The organism is Streptomyces sp. AK08-02 (assembly GCF_033795085.1).
Classification (GTDB): Bacteria; Actinomycetota; Actinomycetes; order Streptomycetales; family Streptomycetaceae; genus Streptomyces; species Streptomyces echiniscabiei.
The window spans coordinates 209059-229691 of record NZ_JARAZV010000019.1; the positions used below are offsets into that span (position 1 = coordinate 209059).

General features: G+C 69.5%; 20 protein-coding genes. 8 read left to right on the plus strand and 12 right to left on the minus strand.

Going from position 1 to position 20633, the window contains the following annotated elements; all coding sequences use genetic code 11:
* The first annotated feature begins 188 nt into the window (after positions 1–188).
* A complete protein-coding gene (locus PV734_RS35635) occupies positions 189–1424 on the plus strand; it encodes a hypothetical protein (protein ID WP_319096006.1) in 1236 nt (411 codons plus the stop codon).
* Positions 1425–1535: 111 nt separating this feature from the next.
* On the opposite strand, the gene hflX is transcribed toward PV734_RS35635, so the two are convergent.
* The 6 genes from hflX to miaA form a co-directional block, all read right to left on the minus strand.
* A complete protein-coding gene (gene hflX / locus PV734_RS35640) occupies positions 1536–3032 on the minus strand; it encodes a GTPase HflX (protein WP_319096005.1) in 1497 nt (498 codons plus the stop codon).
* Between the two features lie 179 nt (positions 3033–3211).
* Positions 3212–4666: a M1 family metallopeptidase gene (locus PV734_RS35645; RefSeq protein ID WP_319293549.1), complete on the minus strand. Its 1455-nt coding sequence runs from the start codon at positions 4664–4666 to the stop codon at positions 3212–3214.
* A gap of 69 nt (positions 4667–4735) precedes the next feature.
* On the minus strand, positions 4736–6952 hold the full coding sequence (locus PV734_RS35650) for a RelA/SpoT family protein (protein ID WP_319096003.1): 2217 nt from the start codon (positions 6950–6952) through the stop codon (positions 4736–4738).
* A gap of 298 nt (positions 6953–7250) precedes the next feature.
* A complete protein-coding gene (gene dapF, locus PV734_RS35655; RefSeq protein ID WP_319096002.1) occupies positions 7251–8120 on the minus strand; it encodes a diaminopimelate epimerase in 870 nt (289 codons plus the stop codon).
* A 51-nt stretch (positions 8121–8171) separates the two neighbouring features.
* Positions 8172–8663, minus strand: a complete 492-nt coding sequence (locus tag PV734_RS35660) for a hypothetical protein (RefSeq protein ID WP_319096208.1) — start codon at positions 8661–8663, stop codon at positions 8172–8174.
* A 108-nt stretch (positions 8664–8771) separates the two neighbouring features.
* Entirely contained in the window at positions 8772–9710 is a 939-nt protein-coding gene (miaA, locus tag PV734_RS35665; protein WP_319096001.1) for a tRNA (adenosine(37)-N6)-dimethylallyltransferase MiaA, read from the minus strand.
* 181 nt (positions 9711–9891) lie between these two features.
* On the opposite strand from miaA, the gene PV734_RS35670 reads away from it, so the two are divergent.
* On the plus strand, positions 9892–10167 hold the full coding sequence (locus tag PV734_RS35670) for a hypothetical protein (protein ID WP_319096000.1): 276 nt from the start codon (positions 9892–9894) through the stop codon (positions 10165–10167).
* Between the two features lie 23 nt (positions 10168–10190).
* Entirely contained in the window at positions 10191–10460 is a 270-nt protein-coding gene (locus tag PV734_RS35675) for an antitoxin (RefSeq protein ID WP_319095999.1), read from the plus strand.
* Between the two features lie 109 nt (positions 10461–10569).
* Here the strand turns inward: PV734_RS35675 and PV734_RS35680 are convergent, their stop codons facing one another.
* Genes PV734_RS35680 through PV734_RS35695 form a run of 4 tightly spaced genes read right to left on the minus strand, consistent with a single transcriptional unit; the run spans position 10570 to position 13640 of the window.
* The gene (locus PV734_RS35680) at positions 10570–11289 is read right to left on the minus strand and encodes a class III extradiol dioxygenase subunit B-like domain-containing protein (RefSeq protein ID WP_319095998.1); all 720 of its coding nucleotides are present in this window, start codon (positions 11287–11289) and stop codon (positions 10570–10572) included.
* 34 nt (positions 11290–11323) lie between these two features.
* Complete coding sequence (locus PV734_RS35685; RefSeq protein WP_319095997.1) at positions 11324–11593, minus strand: hypothetical protein; 270 nt, start codon at positions 11591–11593, stop codon at positions 11324–11326.
* 36 nt (positions 11594–11629) lie between these two features.
* Positions 11630–13147, minus strand: coding sequence for a tRNA (N6-isopentenyl adenosine(37)-C2)-methylthiotransferase MiaB (gene miaB / locus PV734_RS35690; RefSeq protein ID WP_319293550.1), 1518 nt, complete (start codon positions 13145–13147; stop codon positions 11630–11632).
* A gap of 40 nt (positions 13148–13187) precedes the next feature.
* Positions 13188–13640 (minus strand): MazG nucleotide pyrophosphohydrolase domain-containing protein, encoded by a 453-nt coding sequence (locus tag PV734_RS35695; RefSeq protein ID WP_319293552.1) that lies wholly within the window; start codon positions 13638–13640, stop codon positions 13188–13190.
* Positions 13641–13758: 118 nt separating this feature from the next.
* Here PV734_RS35695 and PV734_RS35700 point away from each other — a divergent pair, with 118 nt between their 5' ends.
* Positions 13759–14754, plus strand: coding sequence for a TAXI family TRAP transporter solute-binding subunit (locus PV734_RS35700; RefSeq protein WP_319095993.1), 996 nt, complete (start codon positions 13759–13761; stop codon positions 14752–14754).
* 21 nt (positions 14755–14775) lie between these two features.
* Here the strand turns inward: PV734_RS35700 and PV734_RS35705 are convergent, their stop codons facing one another.
* Positions 14776–16188, minus strand: coding sequence for a HAMP domain-containing sensor histidine kinase (locus PV734_RS35705; protein ID WP_319095992.1), 1413 nt, complete (start codon positions 16186–16188; stop codon positions 14776–14778).
* A gap of 15 nt (positions 16189–16203) precedes the next feature.
* A complete protein-coding gene (locus PV734_RS35710; RefSeq protein ID WP_319095991.1) occupies positions 16204–16890 on the minus strand; it encodes a response regulator transcription factor in 687 nt (228 codons plus the stop codon).
* A 298-nt stretch (positions 16891–17188) separates the two neighbouring features.
* Here PV734_RS35710 and PV734_RS35715 point away from each other — a divergent pair, with 298 nt between their 5' ends.
* The 4 genes from PV734_RS35715 to PV734_RS35730 all read left to right on the plus strand — a co-directional run bounded on the left by PV734_RS35715 (position 17189) and on the right by PV734_RS35730 (position 20616).
* Positions 17189–17965 (plus strand): amino acid ABC transporter ATP-binding protein, encoded by a 777-nt coding sequence (locus tag PV734_RS35715; RefSeq protein WP_319095990.1) that lies wholly within the window; start codon positions 17189–17191, stop codon positions 17963–17965.
* 148 nt (positions 17966–18113) lie between these two features.
* On the plus strand, positions 18114–18953 hold the full coding sequence (locus PV734_RS35720) for a glutamate ABC transporter substrate-binding protein (RefSeq protein ID WP_319095989.1): 840 nt from the start codon (positions 18114–18116) through the stop codon (positions 18951–18953).
* 113 nt (positions 18954–19066) lie between these two features.
* Entirely contained in the window at positions 19067–19735 is a 669-nt protein-coding gene (locus tag PV734_RS35725; protein ID WP_319095988.1) for an amino acid ABC transporter permease, read from the plus strand.
* Positions 19732–20616: an amino acid ABC transporter permease gene (locus tag PV734_RS35730; protein WP_319095987.1), complete on the plus strand. Its 885-nt coding sequence runs from the start codon at positions 19732–19734 to the stop codon at positions 20614–20616. The genes PV734_RS35725 and PV734_RS35730 overlap by 4 nt, the downstream gene beginning before the upstream one ends.
* The last annotated feature ends 17 nt before the right edge of the window (positions 20617–20633 follow it).

Below are 20633 nucleotides of genomic sequence, written 5' to 3' on the forward strand. Positions count from 1 at the left end.
CGGACTCGGCACTCCAGGAACAGCCGCCCCAAGGCGTCACACCGGCGGGCCGACGGACGATCCGCAGATCAGGCCGCCCGTAGCGAAACCGTTGCCGTTCTCTCGGATGTCCCCCACAGCGACCGCATAGTGTGTGATGCCGTGCGGGGAACGGCGCACGGTTGGACCACGCCAGGGGGAGTCAGATCATGCGACGCATACGTCCACCATTCATCACCCGCCACGGGAACGCCGGGCGCCGCGGAACCTCCCCCGCGCCCGCCGCCGTCGGCCTCGCTCTGGCGCTCGCGCTCACCGCCACCGCGTGCGGCTCTGGTTCCGGGAACTCCGACGCCGGCGGGGAGGCCTCTTCCTCCGCGGCCGACGACGGTGCCGGGACCGGAAAGATCACGATCCCGGACGGGCTCAGGGACAAGCTCAAAGAGCACGGGATCGACATCGACAAGTGGAAGAACGGCGCCTGGAAGAACTGGGACAAGGACGACTGGCTGCGCGAGGCCGAGGACTACGTCAATCCCATCATCGAGGGTCTGTGGAACACGGACCGGATGCGGGACGCCGACGACCCGGAGAAGAGCGTCGACTCGGGCGACCTCTCGGGCGACCAGGGCGTCACCGACCCGACGCCGGCCGCGGTGGACGCCAAGGCGGTGCCGCCCGCCTACCACGCCAACGTGCCCGAGGCGGGCAAGGTGTTCTTCGACGCCCCCGAAGGCACGATGGTCTGTTCGGCGACCGTGGTGGAGGACCCCGCTCACCCCGGGAAGTCGAACCTCGTCTGGACGGCCGGTCACTGTGTGCACGCCGGCAAGAAGGGCGGCTGGTACCGCAACCTCGCCTTCGTGCCTTCGTACAACAACGCGGGCCGGTCGAGCGCCGAGGTCGAGAACGCCCCCCGCGCGCAGATCGCTCCCTACGGCGTCTGGTGGGCCGACTGGGCCCGGACCTCGGACCAGTGGATCGCGCAGGGCGGTTCGACGGGCGGCGACGGAGCACCGTACGACTTCGCGGTCATCCATGTGACGCCGGAGAAGGGCAGCAACGGCAAGTCGCTGGAGGAGACGGTCGGTTCGGCCCTCCCGGTGGACTTCGACGCGCCCGCCGTGTCGCAGGTGGGGACCATCACGGCGACGGGTTATCCGGCGGCGGCGCCGTTCGACGGCGAGACGATGTACCAGTGCCAGGACAGGCCGGGCCGCCTGTCGATCGTCAGGGCCGACCCGACGATGTACCGCATCGGCTGCACCATGACCGGCGGCTCCTCCGGCGGCGGCTGGATCGCCACGGGCGCGGACGGCGACCCGGCCCTGGTCTCCAACACCTCGATCGGCCCGGTGAGTTCGGGCTGGCTGGCGGGCCCGAGGCTGGGCAAGGTGGCGAAGGGCGTGTATGACGAGGTGAGCGAGAAGTTCGCCGGTCAGTGACGAAATGGGCCCCCGATACCTTCGGTATCGGGGGCCCATTTCAGGGGCGCGGGGAACTGTGCGAACAACCCCCACGCGCCTGCGGACGACAACGCACCCGCCCGGCGGAGCCTAGAGCGACGCCACCACCGGAACATACGGCGACAGTTCCGCCGCCAGTTCCTCGTGCACCCGCGCCTTGAGCAACGTGCCCTCCCCCGTGTGCTCCTCGGAGAGAACTTCGCCCTCGGAATGCGCGCGCGCGACCAGCTTGCCGTGGGTGTACGGCACGAGCGCCTCGATCTCGACCGAGGGCCGGGGCAGCTCGTTGTCGATCAGTGCGAGGAGTTCGTCGATGCCCTGACCGGTGCGGGCGGACACCGCGATGGAACGCGTCTCCATCCGCATCAGTCGCTGCAGCGTCAGCGGGTCCGCCGCGTCCGCCTTGTTGATCACGACGATCTCGGGTACGCCGGTGGCGCCGACGTCCCTGATGACCTCGCGTACGGCGGCCAGCTGCTCCTCCGGCGTCGGGTGTGAACCGTCGACCACGTGCAGGATCAGGTCGGCGTCGCCGACCTCCTCCATGGTGGAGCGGAACGCCTCGACCAGGTGGTGCGGCAGGTGCCGGACGAAACCGACGGTGTCGGTCAGCGTGTGCAGCCGCCCGCTGGGGGTCTCGGCCCGGCGCACGGTCGGGTCGAGGGTCGCGAACAGGGAGTTCTCGACCAGCACTCCGGCCCCCGTGAGGCGGTTGAGCAGCGAGGACTTACCGGCATTGGTGTAACCGGCGATGGCGACCGAGGGCACCTTGTTGCGGCGGCGCTCCTGGCGCTTGATCTCGCGGCCGGTCTTCATGTCCGCGATCTCCCGGCGCATCTTCGCCATCTTCTCGCGGATCCGGCGCCGGTCCGTCTCGATCTTGGTCTCACCGGGACCACGGGTGGCGAGCCCGCCGCCCTTGCCGCCGCCCATCTGACGGGACAGCGACTGGCCCCAGCCGCGGAGCCTCGGCAGCATGTACTGCATCTGCGCGAGCGCGACCTGCGCCTTGCCCTCCCGGGACTTGGCGTGCTGGGCGAAGATGTCGAGGATCAGGGCCGTACGGTCGATGACCTTGACCTTGACGACGTCTTCGAGGTGGATGAGCTGGCCCGGGCTGAGCTCTCCGTCGCAGATGACGGTGTCCGCGCCCGTCTCGATGACGATGTCCCGCAGCTCGTTGGCCTTGCCGGAGCCGATGTAGGTCGCCGCGTCGGGCTTGTCGCGGCGCTGGACGACACCGTCGAGCACGAGCGCGCCCGCGGTCTCCGCGAGGGCGGCGAGCTCGGCGAGCGAGTTGTCCGCGTCCCGGACGGTCCCCGTGGTCCACACGCCGACGAGCACGACCCGCTCCAGGCGGAGCTGGCGGTACTCGACCTCGGTGACGTCCTCGAGCTCGGTGGAGAGGCCGGCCACGCGGCGCAGGGCCGCGCGCTCGGAGCGGTCGAACTGGTCGCCGTCCCGCTCTCCGTCGATCTCGTGGCTCCAGGCGACGTCCTCTTCCATCAGGGCATCGGCCCGAAGACCTTCGGGGTAGGCGTGCGCGAAGCGCTCAGTGTCCTGGGAAGGGGAAGAAGAGGAGGTCATTGGGTCCTTACGTCGATGGGGTCTCGGGTGCGGTGACGGAGCGAGCCCCGTCACCTGTCACAACGCACGAGCGTCCCGGGAGATTCCCGGAACCCGTGCTGTGGAGCCGGGGGCAGGGCCGCCGACCTGAAGATGGTCGCACGGCACGCCCCGTCTCGTCACGGTGTTATTTCGCGGCTCTATGCCGTGGGCGCGACGGACTTCCAGTCGGGGTGCCCGGGCATCGGCGGCGTCTTCTCCGCGTACAGCCAGGCCTGGAAGAACGTGCTCAGATCACGTCCGGCGATGTCGGAGGCGAGTCGCTCGAAATCGGCGGTTCCGGCGACACCGTCCCTGTGGAGGCCCACCCATGCCTCCTCCACGCGCGCGAACGCCGGGGCGCCGATCTCCTGGCGCAGGGCGTAGAGGGCGAGGGCGGCCCCGTCGTAGACGTTCGGGCGGAAGATGCCGATCTTCTGGCCGGGCTTGGGTGCCTTGGGGGCGGCCGGTGGTCCGCCTGCGGCCCGCCAGCGGTCGGAGGCCCCGTACGCCGCCTTCATACGGTCCACCAGCTTCCGGCCCGCCTTCTCCTCCGCGTAGAGGGCCTCGTACCAGGTGGCGTGCCCTTCGTTGAGCCACAGGTCGGACCAGGTGCGGGGGCTGACGCTGTCACCGAACCATTGGTGGGACAGTTCGTGCACCATGATCGAGTCGACGTACCAGGCGGGGTAGGCGGGCTCGGTGAACAGGTCTTTCTCGAAGAGGGAGAGTGTCTGTGTCTCCAGTTCGAAGCCGGTCGACGCCTCGGCGACGAGCAGCCCGTACGTCTCGAACGGGTAGCGGCCGACCTTGCTCTCCAGCCACTCGATCTGCGCGGGCGTCTTCTTAAGCCACGGCTCCAGCAGCGCGCGGTCCTTGGTGGGGACCACATCGCGGACCGGCAACCCGTGCGGCCCGGCGCGGTGCACCACGGTGGAGCGGCCGATGGACACCTGGGCCAGCTCGGTGGCCATGGGGTGCTGGGTGCGGTATGTCCAGGTCGTGGCCGTACCGACCCGGTCGACGCCGGTGGGCAGGCCATTGGCGACGGCCGTGTAGCCGTTCGGGGCGGTGACCCTGATGGTGAACATCGCCTTGTCGGAAGGGTGGTCGTTGCACGGGAACACCAGGTGGGCGACATCGGCCTGGTTGGCCATCGCGAGCCCGTCGTTCGTGCGTACCCAGCCGCCGTCCCGGCCGGCCGGCGACACGGGGTCGCTGGTGTGCCGCACGGTGATCCGCGTCCAGCTCCCGGCGGGCAGCGCCGCCCGGGGCGTCACCACCAGGTCCTCGTCGGCGGTGGTGAACGACGCCGGCTCCCCGTCGACCTCGACCGAGGCGACCGTGCCGTGGGAGAAGTCGAGGTTGATCCGTTCCAGCGGGGTGGTCGTCCAGGCGTCGATGGTCGTGACGGCGGACAGTGGCTTGCTGTTGGTTCCCGGATAGCTGAAGGCGAGGTCGTACGACGCCACGTCGTACCCGGGATTGCCCAGGTGCGGGAAGAGGCGGTCGCCGACGCCCAGGGGGGCCGCGGGCGCACTCGCGGCGACGAGGCAGACGGAGACGGCGGAGGCGAGCAGCGCCGACGTGAACCGGGTACGGGGGTTGAGCAGCATGCACCATCGCTACCAGCGCCCGCCCGCCGGAGGGCGGCGACTCGCGCCGGTCCCACCCGAACGGGTACCTCAGGGAACCGCCACGTGATGCTGCGCCCGGCTCACGTCGTACACACCCGGCACGTTGCGCATGGCCCGCATGAGGGCCGGAAGGTGTGCGGCGTCGGAGAGTTGGAGCGTGTAGGTGTGGCGTACGCGCTGCTGGCTGGGGGGTTCGACGGTCGCCGAGACGATGGCGACGCCCTCCAGGGCGATGGCTTCGGTTAGGTCGGCCAGCAGATGCGGCCGACCGAACGACTCGGCGACCAGGGTGACCCGGGCCTCGGTGGTGTCACCCCAGTGCACACCGACCTCAGCGCGCCCGGTGCTCTTCATGTGCGCCACCCCGGAGCACTCCACCCGGTGGACGGTCACCACTCCCCCGCGCACGGCGAAGCCGGTGACCTCGTCGGGCGGAACGGGCGTACAGCAGCCCGCCAGTCGTACGGTCGCGCCGGGCTGGTCGACGACGGCGGTCGCGGCGGCCGGGGACGCGTCGGAGCCGTCCTGGGCGGAGCGGGCGTCGGCGGCCGCGCGGGCAGCATCTGCCTCGGCGGGGTCGCCGGAGGACTCGGGCCCGTGCACCGGATCGTCGTGCGTCGGGTGGGCGGCCAGCCAGCGCTGGATGGCGATCCTGGCGACGGGCGTGCGGGCGTGCTCCAGCCACTCCCTGGAGGGCTCGGAGGCCGGGTCCTGCCCCATGAGGAGCTGGACCGTGTCGCCGTCCCGCAGAACCGTGCTCAGCGTCGCCAGCCGGCCGTTGACCCGGGCACCGATACAGGCATGCGCGTCCTCGCCGTACTGCGCGTACGCGGCGTCCACGCAACTCGCGCCCTCGGGCAGCCCCAACGAGCCCCCGTCGGCCCGGAAGACGGTGATCTCGCGGTCCTGGGCCAGGTCCTCGCGCAGAGTCGACCAGAAGGTGTCGGGGTCGGGCGCGGCCTCCTGCCAGTCGAGGAGGCGGGACAGCCAGCCGGGCCGGGTCGGGTCGATGCGCTCGCCGTCGGGGTCGGTCCGCGCCCGGTCGCCGCCGGACTGCTCCTCCGAAGGAGGAGCGTAGGGATTGCCGAGCGCGATGACGCCGGCCTCGGCGGCCTTGTGCATCTGGTGGGTACGGATGAGTACTTCGGCGACCTGGCCGTCCGCACGGGCGACGGCGGTGTGCAGCGACTGGTACAGGTTGAACTTGGGGACGGCGATGAAGTCCTTGAACTCCGAGACGACGGGCGTCATACAGGTGTGAAGCTCACCCAGTACGCCGTAGCAGTCGGCGTCCTCGTTGACGAGTACCAGGACCCGGCCGAAGTCGGTGCCGCGCAGTCGGCCGCGTTTGCGTGACGCGCGGTGCAGGGACACGAAGTGCCGGGGCCGGATGAGGACTTCGGCCTGGATCCCCGAGTCGCGCAGTACCGCGCGCACCTCTTCGGCGATCTCCGCGAGCGGGTCGTCCGCGCGGGACGCGTTGTCGACGATCAGCTCCCGGGTGTGCTGGTACTCCTCGGGGTGCAGGATCGCGAAGACCAGGTCTTCCAGTTCGGTCTTGAGCGCCTGGACACCGAGGCGTTCGGCGAGCGGGATGAGCACGTCCCGGGTCACCTTGGCGATGCGTTCCTGCTTCTCGGGGCGCATCACGCCCAGGGTGCGCATGTTGTGCAGGCGGTCGGCGAGTTTGATCGACATCACTCGGACGTCGTTCCCGGTGGCGACGAGCATCTTGCGGAAGGTCTCGGGCTCGGCGGCGGTGCCGTAGTCGACCTTCTCCAGCTTGGTGACGCCGTCGACGATGTAGCGGACCTCGGCGCCGAACTCCTCACCGACCTGATCCAGCGTCACGTCCGTGTCCTCGACGGTGTCGTGGAGCAGAGACGCCGTCAGGGTCGTGGTCTCCGCGCCGAGTTCGGCGAGGATCAGGGTCACGGCGAGCGGGTGCGTGATGTACGGCTCGCCGCTCTTGCGCATCTGGCCGCGGTGCGAGGACTCGGCCAGGACGTAGGCCCGGCGCAGCGGTTCCAGGTCGGCGTCGGGGTGGTGGGCACGGTGCGCCTCGACGACGTGGCCGATGGCGTCGGGCAGCCGGTCGCGGGTCGCGGAGCCGAGGAACGCCGCTCTGCCCAGTCGGCGCAGGTCGATCCGGGGGCGGGTCCGTCGCCGGGGCGACGGGGGCCCGTCCTGTTCCAGCGAGGCCGCGAGCTTGGGCGAGGACGTCACAGCACCTGGGCTCGCGGGATTCGTGGCCTCCGCACTCATGGGCACCTCCGGCTACCTGGACCGGCGGACGGGATGCCCCATGGCGGACGGCGGCTCAGGGGATGACGTTGTTCCCCCGTCCGGGCCGGTGCTTGATGCTACCGAGCCCACCACGCGCGACTGACCACCTCTCGTCGAGCGTGAAACGGATCACCCATTCGAGCGACAATTCAGGAGGCTATGTTTTCAAGCCGAATGGATCGCGATTCACCCTGCCTTCGAGCTTGGACAGGTTTCAGGGGCTGCGTTTCCACGGCCCAGGATCCCCCTGGGCTCCGATATCCAGCCATCGACCACGTCAGATCCCCGCGGTTTCCAGCCACTCCGCATCGATCTCGCCCTCGGCGACGATCACCGCGGGCCCGGTCATCTCGATCTCACCGTCGGCCCGCTCGGTGATGACGAGGCGTCCACCGGGCACATCGACGGTGTACGTGACCGGGGTTCCGGTCGCGGCAGGGTCGGCGCCGTCGCGCCGGGCGGTGGCCACGGCGACGGCACACGCGCCCGTACCGCACGAGCGGGTCTCGCCGGCCCCGCGCTCGTGCACGCGCAGCGCGACATGCCGAGGGCCCCGGTCGACCACGAACTCGACGTTGACGCCGTCCGGATACACCGAGGCCGGGCTGACCGGCGGTGCGGTGAACAGGTCGCCCGCGTGCGCGAGGTCGGCCACGAAGGCGATCGCGTGCGGGTTGCCCATGTTCACGTTCCGCGCGGGCCAGGTGCGCTCGCCCACCCGCACCACCACCTCCCCTTCGGGGAGGAGTGCCTTGCCCATACCGACGGTGACGTCACCCTCCTTAGCGAGGTGCACGCTCTTCACGCCCCCGCGCGTGGCGACCTTGAGGTCCCCCTCGGTCACCTGTCCGGCCCGCTGGAGGTAGCGGGCGAAGACCCGCACCCCGTTGCCGCACATCTCCGCCACGGAGCCGTCGCCGTTGCGGTAGTCCATGAACCACTCCGCCTCGGCCGCCATGCCCTTCGCCTCGGGGTGCGCGGCGGACCGCACGACGTGCAGCAGTCCGTCACCCCCGATGCCCGCACGCCGGTCGCACAGGGCGGCGACGGCGGCCGGAGTGAGGTCGATGACGTTCTCTGGGTCGGGGACGATCACGAAGTCGTTCTCGGTCCCGTGGCCCTTGAGGAAGGCGATCCGCGTGCTCATTCCCCGATCGTACGGGTTGGCACTTCCAGCACGTCGGCGTGCCGGCAGGGCTCAGCGCAGCCGCGCGACCCGCCATACGGCGAGCCCGATGACCACGACCACCGTCACGACGTACGCCGACACGACCCGCCAGTCCCGCCTGTGGTCCTCACCGAGCCCCGGAGCCGTGTAGCCGACGCGGCGCGCGGCCATCATTCCCCAGCCCGCGGCGCAGGAGCAGATGAGCAGCCCCAGCATGGCGATCACGGCTCCGCTGTCGCCGAAGTCGAATGCCAGCGGGAAGGCGAACATCAGGGAACCGAGCGCCGCCAGGACCACGATCGGGGCGAGCTGCCAGATACGCAGGCGGCGCTGCGGTCGCAGTTCGACCTCGACCTCGGGCCCGAGGAACATCTCGTCCGGTTCGGGTCCGTCGGCGGTCACGCCGCCCTGGGTCTCGTCGGGCCCGTCCGGGCTCAGACGGTCCTCGCCCTGTTCCGCTTCGCCACCGTCACCGGTGACGTGTCCCGCGCCTTGTGCGGTGTCGCGAGGGCCGGCCTCCATCGCCACGCGCCCTCCCAACTCGGACTCCACTTGGTCGATCGAAGCTCGATGATGGCACGGCGCCGGAGGCCTGGATGACGGCCTGAGCGTCCCGATGCCATGACGTGATCAGGCTGTGACCGGTCGTTCGAGCAACGCCAGTGCGAGGTGCGGAAGTTCTGTGAGATCCGCCGCAGCCCCACTCAACCAGTGCACCCGCGGATCGCGCCTGAACCACGAATCCTGACGGCGCGCGAAGCGCTTGGTGGCGCGCACGGTCTCGGCTCGCGCATCGTCCTCGCCGCACTCCCCGGCGAGCGCCGCGAGCACCTGCTGGTAGCCCAGCGCACGCGATGCCGTGAGCCCCTCGCGCAGGCCGTGCGCCTCCAGCGCGCGCACCTCCTCCACGAGCCCCGCCGCCCACATCCGGTCGACCCGGCGGGCGATGCGCTCGTCCAGCTCGGGGCGGGACACGTCGACGCCGATCTGCACGGTGTCGTACACGGAGTCGTGGCCCGGAAGGTTGGCGGTGAACGGCTTGCCAGTGATCTCGATGACCTCCAGCGCCCGGACGATACGGCGGCCGTTGCTGGGCAGGATCGCCTGCGCGGCCTCGGGGTCGGCGGCGGCCAGCCGGGCGTGCAGGGCACCGGAGCCGCGCAGGGTGAGCTCCTCCTCCAGCCGGGCCCTGACCTCGGGGTCGGTGCCGGGGAACTCCATCTTGTCGACGGCGCCACGGACGTACAGGCCGGAGCCGCCGACCAGGACCGGCCAGCGCCCCTCGGCGAGCAGCGCGTCGATCCGCTCGCGGGCGAGGCGCTGGTATTCGGCGACGCTCGCCGCGACGGTCACGTCCCAGATGTCCAACAGGTGGTGCGGTACACCGCCACGCTCCTCGGGCGTCAACTTGGCGGTTCCGATGTCCATCCCTCGGTAGAGCTGCATCGAGTCCGCGTTGACGACCTCACCGCCGAGACGCTGAGCGAGAAAGACGCCCAGATCGGACTTTCCGGCCGCGGTGGGGCCGACGACGGCGATGACTCGTGGGGTGGGGGCTGCGCTGCTCACCGCCACAGTCTCGCAAACCCCGGACCTCTCCTCGAACGAGCGACGTGACGGCGGGGGTCCGGGGTCGTTGCCAGATGCGAGGTTCGCGCCGCCGGATTCGAGAGGCGGTGACGGGGGCGACGCAAACGGACGCACCGGGCTACGCGGGATTTCGCCCGCACGAGTAACGTATGGAGTGGATATGGGCGTTTTTGCACGGCTTCTCGGACGGTCGAAGACCACGGAGGAGGCGTCGACCGCCGACGAGCAGTCCGTCGTCGTGACGGACGAACCGGCGACGGAGGAGACGGAAGCGGCGAAGGGGTCGCACGAGGCCGACAGCGGTGCCGAGACGGAGATCACGGCGGAGAAGACGGAAGCCGTGGCCGTGGCCGCCACCGAGGGCGTCGAGATTCCCAAGCAGCAGTCCGCCGAAGAGGCCGCCGACAGCGAGGTCGGTGAGGGCGCCCGCAAGTAACTGCCCGCGAGGGAAGGCGAACCATGGGTCTGCTGGACAATCTGAAGGCAAAGCTCGCCCCGGCCAAGGAGAAGGTCGCGGACTTCGCGCACCAGCACGAGGGCCAGATCGAGCGAGGTCTCGACAAGGCCGCGAAGGTGGTCGACGAGAAGACCAAGGGCAAGTACAGCGACAAGATCCATACGGGCACCGGCAAGGCCAAGGGCGCCGTGGACCGACTCGCCCACAAGGACGGCGGCACTCCGGACGACACCTTCACGCCGCCGCCGGACGCACCGCCGCCGGCTTCCTGACCGGCACGCACGACAGCACGACACGTCGGCGGACGGCCGCGGGGCGCCAGGCTCCCGGCCGTCCGCCGTGTCATGGCGACACCGCCGACCGCGCGCCAGGCCGACGCCGCTACGACCAGGCCGCGACCACGTAGCCGACGCCGTACGGCGCGTCCTCGTACAGCAGCGTGCCCGCGAGGCCGGTGCTCTCGGCCGCGCCCGCGAGAACCTGCCAGGGCGCCCGGCCCGAAGCCTTCAGCTCGTACGCCAGTTCCGCGTCCAGCGCCTTGAGCGCCGGCACGTCCGCCGCTGCCAACGCCCTCGCGACCTCCGCGTCGAACCCCTCGGCCCGCTCGTCCAGGTACCCCGGGGACTTGAGCGTGCGGCACGCGCTGGCGTCGCCCATTACGAGCAGGGCCACCCTCTGCGACTGGCCGCCGATCCCCCTGCCGACCTCCACGCACCGCTCGGCCGCCAGGGGCTCTCCCACGCCCAGCCCCTCCACTGGCGCCTCCGACCAGCCGATCCGCTCCAGCAGCCACGCCGCGACGGCGAGTGCCGGGGGCAGCTCCCGTTCCTCCGCTGCCGCATCTGCGGTCCCGGCGCCCAGCGTCACGTCGAGGTCCACCCCGAAGCCGCGGAACGAACCCCGCGTGCCCGCCGGGTGCGGTCCACGTCCACCCTGTTCGGCGGGGCCGACGACCAGCAGGCGGTCGGGGCGGGAGGCCGCGAGAATGCCCAGCGCGTCCGTACAGGCGGTGCGGGCGGCGTCAAGCTCGGGGGCGGCGCCCGCGGCCACGTCGGGCACGAGGAGCGGCGGACAGGGGCAGACGGCGGCGGCGACAAGCATGATCGGCAGCGTAACCCCGGAGTGCGGCCCGGTGTCAGTCCTCGAAGAGCACGTCGGTCAGGTCGATCACTGTCAGCACCAGAACCACGAGTTTGCCCTCAGTGATCACGTACTCGATGAAGAGATTGCGCGACAGGGCGAGTCCGCGCGTGGACTCGTCGCCGAGGACGGAATGGGAGAACTTGTGCCGTGGGTCGGTCGACAGTATGGCCAGGCCCCGCTCCAGCAGGTCGCGCCTGTCGGCGGTCAGGCTGTCGCGTACCTTGGCGGCCTGTTCGGTGAACGCGACGCTGTACGGCAACATCTGGTGCTCCTTCCCCGTCCGTATTGTGCCAGGACGTCAGTCGCAGCCGCAGCCGCTTCCGGCGGCCACCGGCAGCGGGGCCGGAGCCCCGATCCCCGGCAGACCGAGCATGACGCCCGCCGGCTTCGCGGCCTCCGCGGTGTTGCGCTTCTCCCAGGCGTCACCCGCGCGCGTGGGACGCACGTTCAGGACGGCGCCCTCGGCCAGCAGGTGGTGCGGGGCGGCATAGGTGATCTCCACCGTCACCACGTCCCCCGGGCGCACCACGGTGTCGGGCTTGGTGAAGTGGACCAGGCGGTTGTCGGGGGCGCGGCCGGAGAGCCGCTGGGTGGCGCCGTCCTTGCGGCCCTCGCCCTCGGCGACCATCAGCTCCAGGGTGCGGCCGATCTGCTTCTTGTTCTCGTCCCAGGAGATCTCCTCCTGGAGGGCCGCGAGACGCAGGTAACGCTCCTGGACGACCTCCTTGGGGATCTGGTCGTCCATGGTGGCGGCAGGCGTGCCCGGCCGCTTGGAGTACTGGAAGGTGAATGCCTGTGCGAACCTCGCCTCGCGCACCGCGTGCATCGTCTGCTCGAAGTCCTCCTCGGTCTCGCCGGGGAAGCCCACGATGATGTCGGAGGTGATCGCCGCGTGCGGGATGGCCGCCCGCACCTTCTCGATGATCCCGAGGTAGCGGTCCTGACGGTACGACCGGCGCATCGCCTTCAGGATCGTGTCCGAGCCGGACTGCATGGGCATATGGAGCTGCGGCATCACGTTCGGGGTCTCGGCCATGGCCGAGATCACGTCGTCGGTGAAGTCGCGCGGGTGCGGCGAGGTGAAGCGGACGCGCTCCAGGCCGTCGATCTTCCCGCAGGCCCGCAGCAGCTTGCTGAAGGCCTCGCGGTCACCGATGTCGGAGCCGTACGCGTTGACGTTCTGGCCGAGCAGGGTGATCTCGGAGACGCCCTCGCCGACCAGGGCCTCGATCTCGGCGAGGATGTCGCCGGTACGGCGGTCCTTCTCCTTGCCGCGCAGGGCCGGGACGATGCAGAAGGTGCAGGTGTTGTTGCAGCCGACGGAGATCGACACCCAGGCCGCGTACGCGCTCTCGCGCCGCGTCGGCAGCGTCGACGGGAACGCCTCCAGCGACTCGGCGATCTCGACCTGCGCCTCCTCCTGCACGCGCGCGCGTTCGAGCAGGACGGGCAGCTTGCCGATGTTGTGCGTACCGAAGACGACGTCCACCCAGGGCGCCCGCTTCACGATGGTGTCGCGGTCCTTCTGCGCGAGACAGCCGCCCACGGCGATCTGCATCCCGGGACGCTTCGTCTTCATCGGCGCGAGCCGGCCGAGGTTGCCGTACAGCTTGTTGTCGGCGTTCTCGCGCACCGCGCAGGTGTTGAAGACGACGACGTCCGCGTCGCCGTCCGCATCCTTGGGCGCACGCACATAACCGGCGTTTTCGAGCAGTCCGGACAATCGCTCGGAATCGTGAACGTTCATCTGGCACCCATAGGTGCGCACTTCGTACGTCTTGACGTCCACGGCCTGGATCCGGTCACTGCTGCTCATGCGACAAGGGTAGGCGGTGCGTGAAGCAGGCTCGTACGGGTTACCGCTCGCCCTCCGTCCAGCCCTGGCGCCGCAGGACTGCTCCGATGTCCGGGGCCCGGTAGTGGTCGCCCTTGAGCACCTTGCCGTCGGCCCTGCGGGCGACCAGGCCGTCGGGGCCCAGCTTGGTCATGTTGGCCCGGTGGATCTCCGCGATCACCGCGTCGAGGTCGATGCCGTGGACCAGGGCCGTGCCGTACGCCACGTACACGACGTCGGCCAGCTCGTGCGCCAGCCGGTCCAGCGGGCCGGTGACCGAGACCTCGGCGACCTCCGCGGCCTCTTCCGCGAGCAGCTCACCCCGGTGCGCCGCGAGCTGCGGGGAGACCTCGGCAGGCGTACTGCGGGTGTCGAGGCCGAAGGCGAGGTGGAATTCCCGGACGAGGTCGGCGGGCGAGGCGGCAGCGGAGGGAGTGGCGGCGGGAGTGGTGGAAGCAGAGGTACCGGGGCGCATGCGGTGACTCTAGCGATCTCGCGACGGCTCACGGGGCGGAAGCCATCGTCGTACCGCAGACGTCCCTTCCCTTCTTTTTCCTGGCCAGTACCGCTCCCGTACTGGCAGGATCTCGCCCATGTTCAAGGTGCTCCGGATCCGCAGGCGACACGCCCTCATGGGCTCGGCCGCGGGTTTCGTGGCCTTCGGGCTGCTGCTGTGGTGGCTGCTGCCGCTGGACGAGGCTCCCCCGGGCGGGACGATCACGTTCAGCACCGGGACACCCGCCGGCGTCTACCAGCAGTACGGATCGGGGCTCCGTGCGTCCTTCGCGAAGGACATGCCGAACCTGGACGTACGGATGATGACCAGCCAGGGGTCCCAGGAGAACGTCAGACGGGTGGCCACGGGCAAGGCGGACTTCACCATCGCGGCGGCCGACGCCGTGGAGACGTACAAACTGCGACGGCTGCCCGGGGCCGACGGACTGCGTGGGGTCGCACGGTTGTACGACGACTACATGCAACTCGTCGTTCCACGTGATTCGAAGATCAACACCTTGGGAGATCTGCGGGGCAAGCGGGTCTCCATAGGGCCGGAGAGCTCGGGCGTACGGCTGATCGCCGACAAGATTCTCGTCGCGGCCGGCCTCGACCCCGCCAAGGACATCACTCCCTTCGCCGACGGGATCAGCACCGGCCCCGGGCGGCTCCAGCGGGGCCAGATCGACGCCTTCTTCTGGTCGGGCGGGCTGCCCACGAACGGTCTGGTGCAGCTGGCGAAGAGCTTCCCCTTCCGCTTCGTCCCGATCGACGCGGACCTGGTCACCAGGCTGCACGAACAGGGCGGAGCGTCCCGCTACTACCGGGCCACCAACATGCCCGAGTCGGCCTATCCGTCCGTCCAGGACGGCTCGACCGTGGCGACCCTCGCGGTGTCCAACCTGCTCATGACCCGCGAGGACGTGGACCCGAGGCTCACCGAGTGGCTGACCCGGTCGGTGATCAACAGCCGGGACCGCATCGGCGCCCACGTCCACTCGGCACAGCTCGTGGACCTGCGGACCGCCATCTACACCGACCCGCTGGCCCTGCACGAGGGCGCCCGGCGCTACTACCGCTCGGTCAAACCGTAGGCCTGCCGTGCCGCGGGCCCCTCAGGACGTCGGGCCCGACCTCGGCACCCGCACCGTCACCTTCAGGCCGTGCGGCTCGTGATGGTCGTACGAGATCGTGCCGCCGCCCGCCGCCAGCAGGACCCGGCAGATGGAGAGGCCGAGCCCCGAGCCCTTCACGTTCTGGTGCCGGCCACTGCGCCAGAAGCGGTCGCCGATACGGGCGAGTTCGTCGTCGGTGAGACCCGGGCCGCCGTCGGTGACCACCATCGTCGAAGTCTCCCCGTTCGACGCCACCGACACCTGTACGCACTCGTCCTCGGGCGTGAACTTCACCGCGTTGTCGATCACCGCGTCCAGGGCGCTGGACAGCGTGACCGGGTCGGCCCACGCGGTGGTGGCCGGGCAGTCGCCGAGCAGGCGTACGCCCTTGGCCTCGGCGAGCGGGGTCCAGGCCGCGACGCGTTCGGCCGTCAGCGCGCCGATGTCGGTGAGTACGAGGTCCGCCTCGGCGTGCTCGGCCAGCGCCAGGTCGAGAAGGTCGTCCAGGACCTCGGCCAGGCGCTTGCCCTCGGTCTGGACCGAGGCGATCTCCTCGTTTCCCTCCGGCAGTTCGAGTGCGAGCAGTTCGATGCGCAGCAGCAGCGCCGAGAGCGGGTTGCGCAACTGGTGCGAGGCGTCGGCGACGAAGGCACGCTGCTGCTCCAGCACGTCCTCGACGTTGTCCGCCATCTCGTTGAACGACCGGGCCAGCCGTCTGAGTTCCGGCGGACCGCCGGCCACCGCGACCCGGGACTTCAGGCTGCCGGTCGCGATGTGGTGCGTGGTGGCGTCGAGCACACGTACGGGTTTGAGCACCCACCCGGTGAGGCGCAGCGCGGCTCCTACGGCGAGCAGCATCGCGGCGATCTCACCGGCACCGACGACGAGCCAGCCGTGGAGCGTCCGCGAACGCATCTGTCCGGTGGGCGAGTCGGTGACCACGACGGCCACGACGTCGCCGTCCCGGATGACCGGCGACGCGACGACCAGCCGGTGCCGCTGCCAGGGCCAGACCTGCTGCGGATCGTGGCTGCGGCGCGAGAGGAGCGCTTCGGCGAACGCGTCACGCACCTCGCCCGTTTCCGGCAGATACCAGTCGGCGGGCGCGTTGGCCATGGGAGCGTCGTTGCGGTAGAAGACGCCGGCCCTGATGCCGTAGACGTCGTAGTAGCTCTCGAGTTCGCGTTGCAGGGTCTCGCCGCGCTCGTCGGTGGCCGCGTCCTTGACGCGGGACCCGGTGGGCTTGTCGGTGACGAACTGGGCGAGCGCCGCGAAGCGTGCCGTGTCGTCGATCCGGTCGACGACGACCGTCTGCTGCTGCGCGCCGGCCACGCTGATGGCGAGCGGGATGCCCAGCGCGAGCAGGACGGCCGCCATCAGGACGATGAGCAGGGGGAGAAGACGTGTGCGCACCCGTGACCTGTTCCGCTACCGCGTCGGGGCGACGAGCCGGTAGCCCACGCCGCGGACGGTCTCGATCAGCGCCGGCATCCGCAACTTGGCGCGCAGGGACGCGACATGCACCTCCAGGGTGCGACCGGTCCCCTCCCAGCTGGTGCGCCAGACCTCGCTGATGATCTGTTCACGGCGGAACACCACTCCGGGACGCTGCGCGAGGAGGGCGAGCAGATCGAACTCCTTGCGGGTCAGCTGGACGACCGAACCGTCCACGAGAACCTGCCGGGTGGACAGTTCGATCCGCAGGGAGCCCAGGAGCAGCGCGTTCTCGGCCGCGTCGGCGGTGTCCTCATGGATGTTGCGCCGGCTGACGGCATGGATCCGGGCGAGCAGCTCCCCGGTGTCGTACGGCTTCACCACATAGTCGTCGGCGCCGAGGTTGAGGCCGTGGATACGGGAGCGGATGTCGGAGCGCGCGGTGACCATGATCACGGGGGTGTTGGTGCGTTTGCGGATCTTGCCGCAGACCTCGTACCCGTCCTGGTCGGGCAGGCCCAGGTCGAGCAGCACCACGCCGAAGCCGTTGCCTTCCGGGACGAGCGCCTGCAGGGCCTCCTCGCCGCTGCGGGCGTGGGTGACGGCGAAGCCGTGGCGCGCCAGGACCGCGGAGAGCGCGGCGGCGACATGGTTGTCGTCCTCGACGAGGAGCAGTCTCATCGCGACCCCTTTCGGTTCATCGGCTCATCGGCTTCGCTTCGTCGGCCGTACCGTTTCGACTTGTACACCACATGCGGTGCTCCAGCGGAGTACACCATGGGGACATGCACGCGCGCGTGCATGGTTCCGGCCTCGGACCGCTCTGTTATCCAGCCGGTACACCTCTTTCAGGGGGTGCCACAAAGCGTGTTGACCTGACATCAGATCGTTATCCTCAAGTTCCCCTCAGATGTGCTGACGCTGCTCTCGCGCGGTCACTACTGTCCTCCGAAACCGAGGTGGACGGAGCCAGTAAGCGATGACCGAAGTATCGGTGGCCAAGGACGACGTGCCCGTGACCGGCGACCTGGTCGTCCTGAAGAGCGTCAACAAGCACTTTGGCGCGTTGCATGTTCTCCAGGACATCGACCTGACCATCGCCCGCGGCGAGGTGGTCGTGGTCATCGGACCCTCCGGGTCCGGTAAGTCCACTCTGTGCCGCGCCATCAACCGTCTGGAGACCATCGATTCGGGAGACATCTCGATCGACGGCAAGCCGCTCCCCCAGGAGGGCAAGGCGCTGGCCCGGCTGCGGGCCGACGTCGGCATGGTCTTCCAGTCCTTCAATCTCTTCGCGCACAAGACGGTGCTCGAGAACGTGATGCTGGCCCAGATCAAGGTCCGCAAGGCCGACAAGAAGGCGGCCGAGGACAAGGCCCGCGCCCTGCTCGACCGGGTGGGTGTGGCCACGCAGGCGGACAAGTACCCCGCTCAGCTGTCCGGTGGCCAGCAGCAGCGTGTCGCCATCGCGCGAGCCCTGGCCATGGACCCGAAGGTCATGCTCTTCGACGAGCCGACGTCGGCGCTCGACCCGGAGATGATCAACGAGGTCCTGGAGGTCATGCAGCAGCTCGCCCGCGAGGGCATGACCATGATCGTCGTCACCCACGAAATGGGGTTCGCCCGTTCGGCCGCCAACCGAGTGGTGTTCATGGCCGACGGCCGCATCGTCGAAGAGGCTGTGCCGGACCAGTTCTTCAGCAACCCGCGCAGCGACCGCGCGAAGGACTTCCTGTCCAAGATCCTGCATCACTGATCCCACGGCACTTCCCGCAGCCGGCCCTTCCCCCGCCGCCCGTAGCGCTGAAGGAATCCGCCTCATCGGCGGTCTCCGGACCGCGGACGAACTGCGGCACCCGATCGTGACAGCCCGCATTCACCTCATCACTCAAAGGATGTTCACCATGAAGCTTCGCAAGGTCACCGCCGCGACCGCAGCAGCTCTTGTCCTCGCCCTCACGGCGACGGCTTGTGGAGGCGACGACGACAAGAGCGATGGCGGCTCCGGCGGCGGCGACAAGATCAAGGTCGGCATCAAGTTCGACCAGCCCGGCATCGGCCTGAAGGAGCCCGACGGCTCCTTCTCGGGCTTCGACGTGGACGTGGCGACGTACGTGGCCAAGCAGCTCGGCTACGCGCCCGACAAGATCGAGTGGGTCGAGACCAAGAGCGCCGACCGTGAGACCGCGCTCGCCCGTGGCGACGTGAAGTTCATCGCGGCCTCGTACTCGATCAACGACAAGCGCAAGGCGAAGGTCGACTTCGCCGGCCCGTACCTGCTCGCCCACCAGGACCTGCTCGTCAAGACGGACTCCAAGATCGCCAAGGGCACGGACCTCAACGGCAAGAACCTCTGCTCCGTGACCGGCTCCACCTCGGCGCAGAACATCAAGGACACCATCGCCCCGAAGGCCAACCTGCGTGAGAACTCGGGCTACTCGGAGTGCATCGCCGCCCTGCAGAGCGGTGCCGTCGACGCGGTGACCACGGACGACTCGATCCTCGCGGGCTTCGCCGCCCAGGACAAGTACAAGGGTCAGTTCAAGCTGGCGGGCCTCAAGCTGAGCAACGAGAACTACGGCATCGGCGTCAAGAAGGGCGACACCGCGACCGTGACCAAGATCAACACCGCGCTGGAGAAGATGGTCAGCGACGGCGCCTGGGAAACCGCGGTCAAGAACAACTTCGGTCCGGCCGGCTACAAGAACGAGCCGGCGCCGAAGATCGGCGACATCGTCAGCTAGCACTGGGTCGCGCAGGTGCGCCGCCGCCCACCGCGATCAGGGCGGCGGCGCGCTGCGTCTGCCACGTACACCACGTACGCCACATACGCCTCACACCCGGAAGCGCGGGGATCGTGTTCGACTTTCTTGATGGTTACGACGTCCTCGGGGCGTTCTGGATGACGGTGAAACTCACCGTCTTCTCCGCCCTCGGCTCCCTGGTCTGGGGCACACTGCTGGCCGCCATGCGGGTCAGCCCGGTCCCGCTCATGCGCGGATTCGGCACCGCCTACGTGAACATCGTCCGCAACATCCCGTTGACGGTCATCATCGTCTTCACCTCACTCGGCCTCGCCGACATCTTCGGCGTGACGATGGGCGCATCCGACAACTTCCCGCTCCAGGGCTTCCGGCTGGCCGTGCTCGGCCTCGTCGCCTACACTGCGGCCTTCGTCTGCGAGGCACTGCGCTCCGGCATCAACACCGTGCCCCCGGGCCAGGCCGAGGCGGCCCGCGCCCTCGGACTGAGTTTCAGCCAGGTGCTGGGCCTCGTCGTGTTGCCGCAGGCCTTCCGGTCGGTCATCGGCCCGCTGGCCAACGTACTGATCGCGCTGACCAAGAACACGACTGTGGCCGCCGCGATCGGCGTGGCCGAGGCCGCGAGTCTGATGAAGACGATGATCGAGAACGAGGCTCAGTTGGTGCTCATCGGCGCGGTCTTCGCCTTCGGGTTCGTGGTACTCACGCTCCCCACCGGGCTCGCCCTCGGCCGGCTGAGCAAGCGACTGGCGGTGAAGCGATGACCTCCGTGCTCTACGACGCACCGGGCCCCCGCGCCAAGCAGCGCAACGTGATCCTCACTGTCGTCTTCTTCGCCCTGCTCGCCCTGTTCCTGTGGTGGATCTGGCAGACGATGGACGACAAGGGGCAGCTGAAGTGGGCCCTGTGGGAGCCGTTCACCACCTCGCAGGCCTGGACGACGTATCTGCTGCCCGGCCTCGCCAACACCATGAAGGCCGCAGGGCTCTCCATGGTGATCGCCCTTCCGCTGGGTGCGGCCCTGGGTATCGCACGAATGTCCGACCATCGGTGGGTCCGGGTGCCTGCCGGAGTGGTGGTCGAGTTCTTCCGGTCGATTCCGGTACTGCTGCTCATGCTGTTCGCCGCTCAGTTCTACGTCAGCTCCACGGACATCAGCAGTGAGCTCCGCCCCCTCTACGCGGTCGTCACCGGTCTGGTGCTCTACAACGCCTCGGTACTCGCCGAGATCGTACGAGCGGGCATCCTGTCCCTCCCCCGGGGCCAGACGGAGGCCGCCCTCGCGGTCGGTCTGCGCAAGGGGCAGGCGATGACGAACATCCTGCTCCCGCAGGCCGTCACGGTCATGCTGCCGGCGATCGTCAGCCAACTCGTCGTCATCGTGAAGGACACCGCCCTGGGTGGCGTCATGCTCGGGTTCACCGAGCTTCTCAACGCGCGCAGCACACTCGCGGCCAACTACGCCAACGTCGTCGCGAGCTTCATCGTGGTGGCGGTCATCTTCATCGTGATCAACTTCGCCATCACCAGTTTCGCGAGCTGGCTGGAGGGCCGCCTGCGGCGCGGCAAGAAGTCGACCGGGGTGGTGCTCGGACCGGCGACGGTGGCCGGCACAGAGGCGGCCGGCGCAGGCGGTTCCATCTGACGGACGCTCAACTCGTA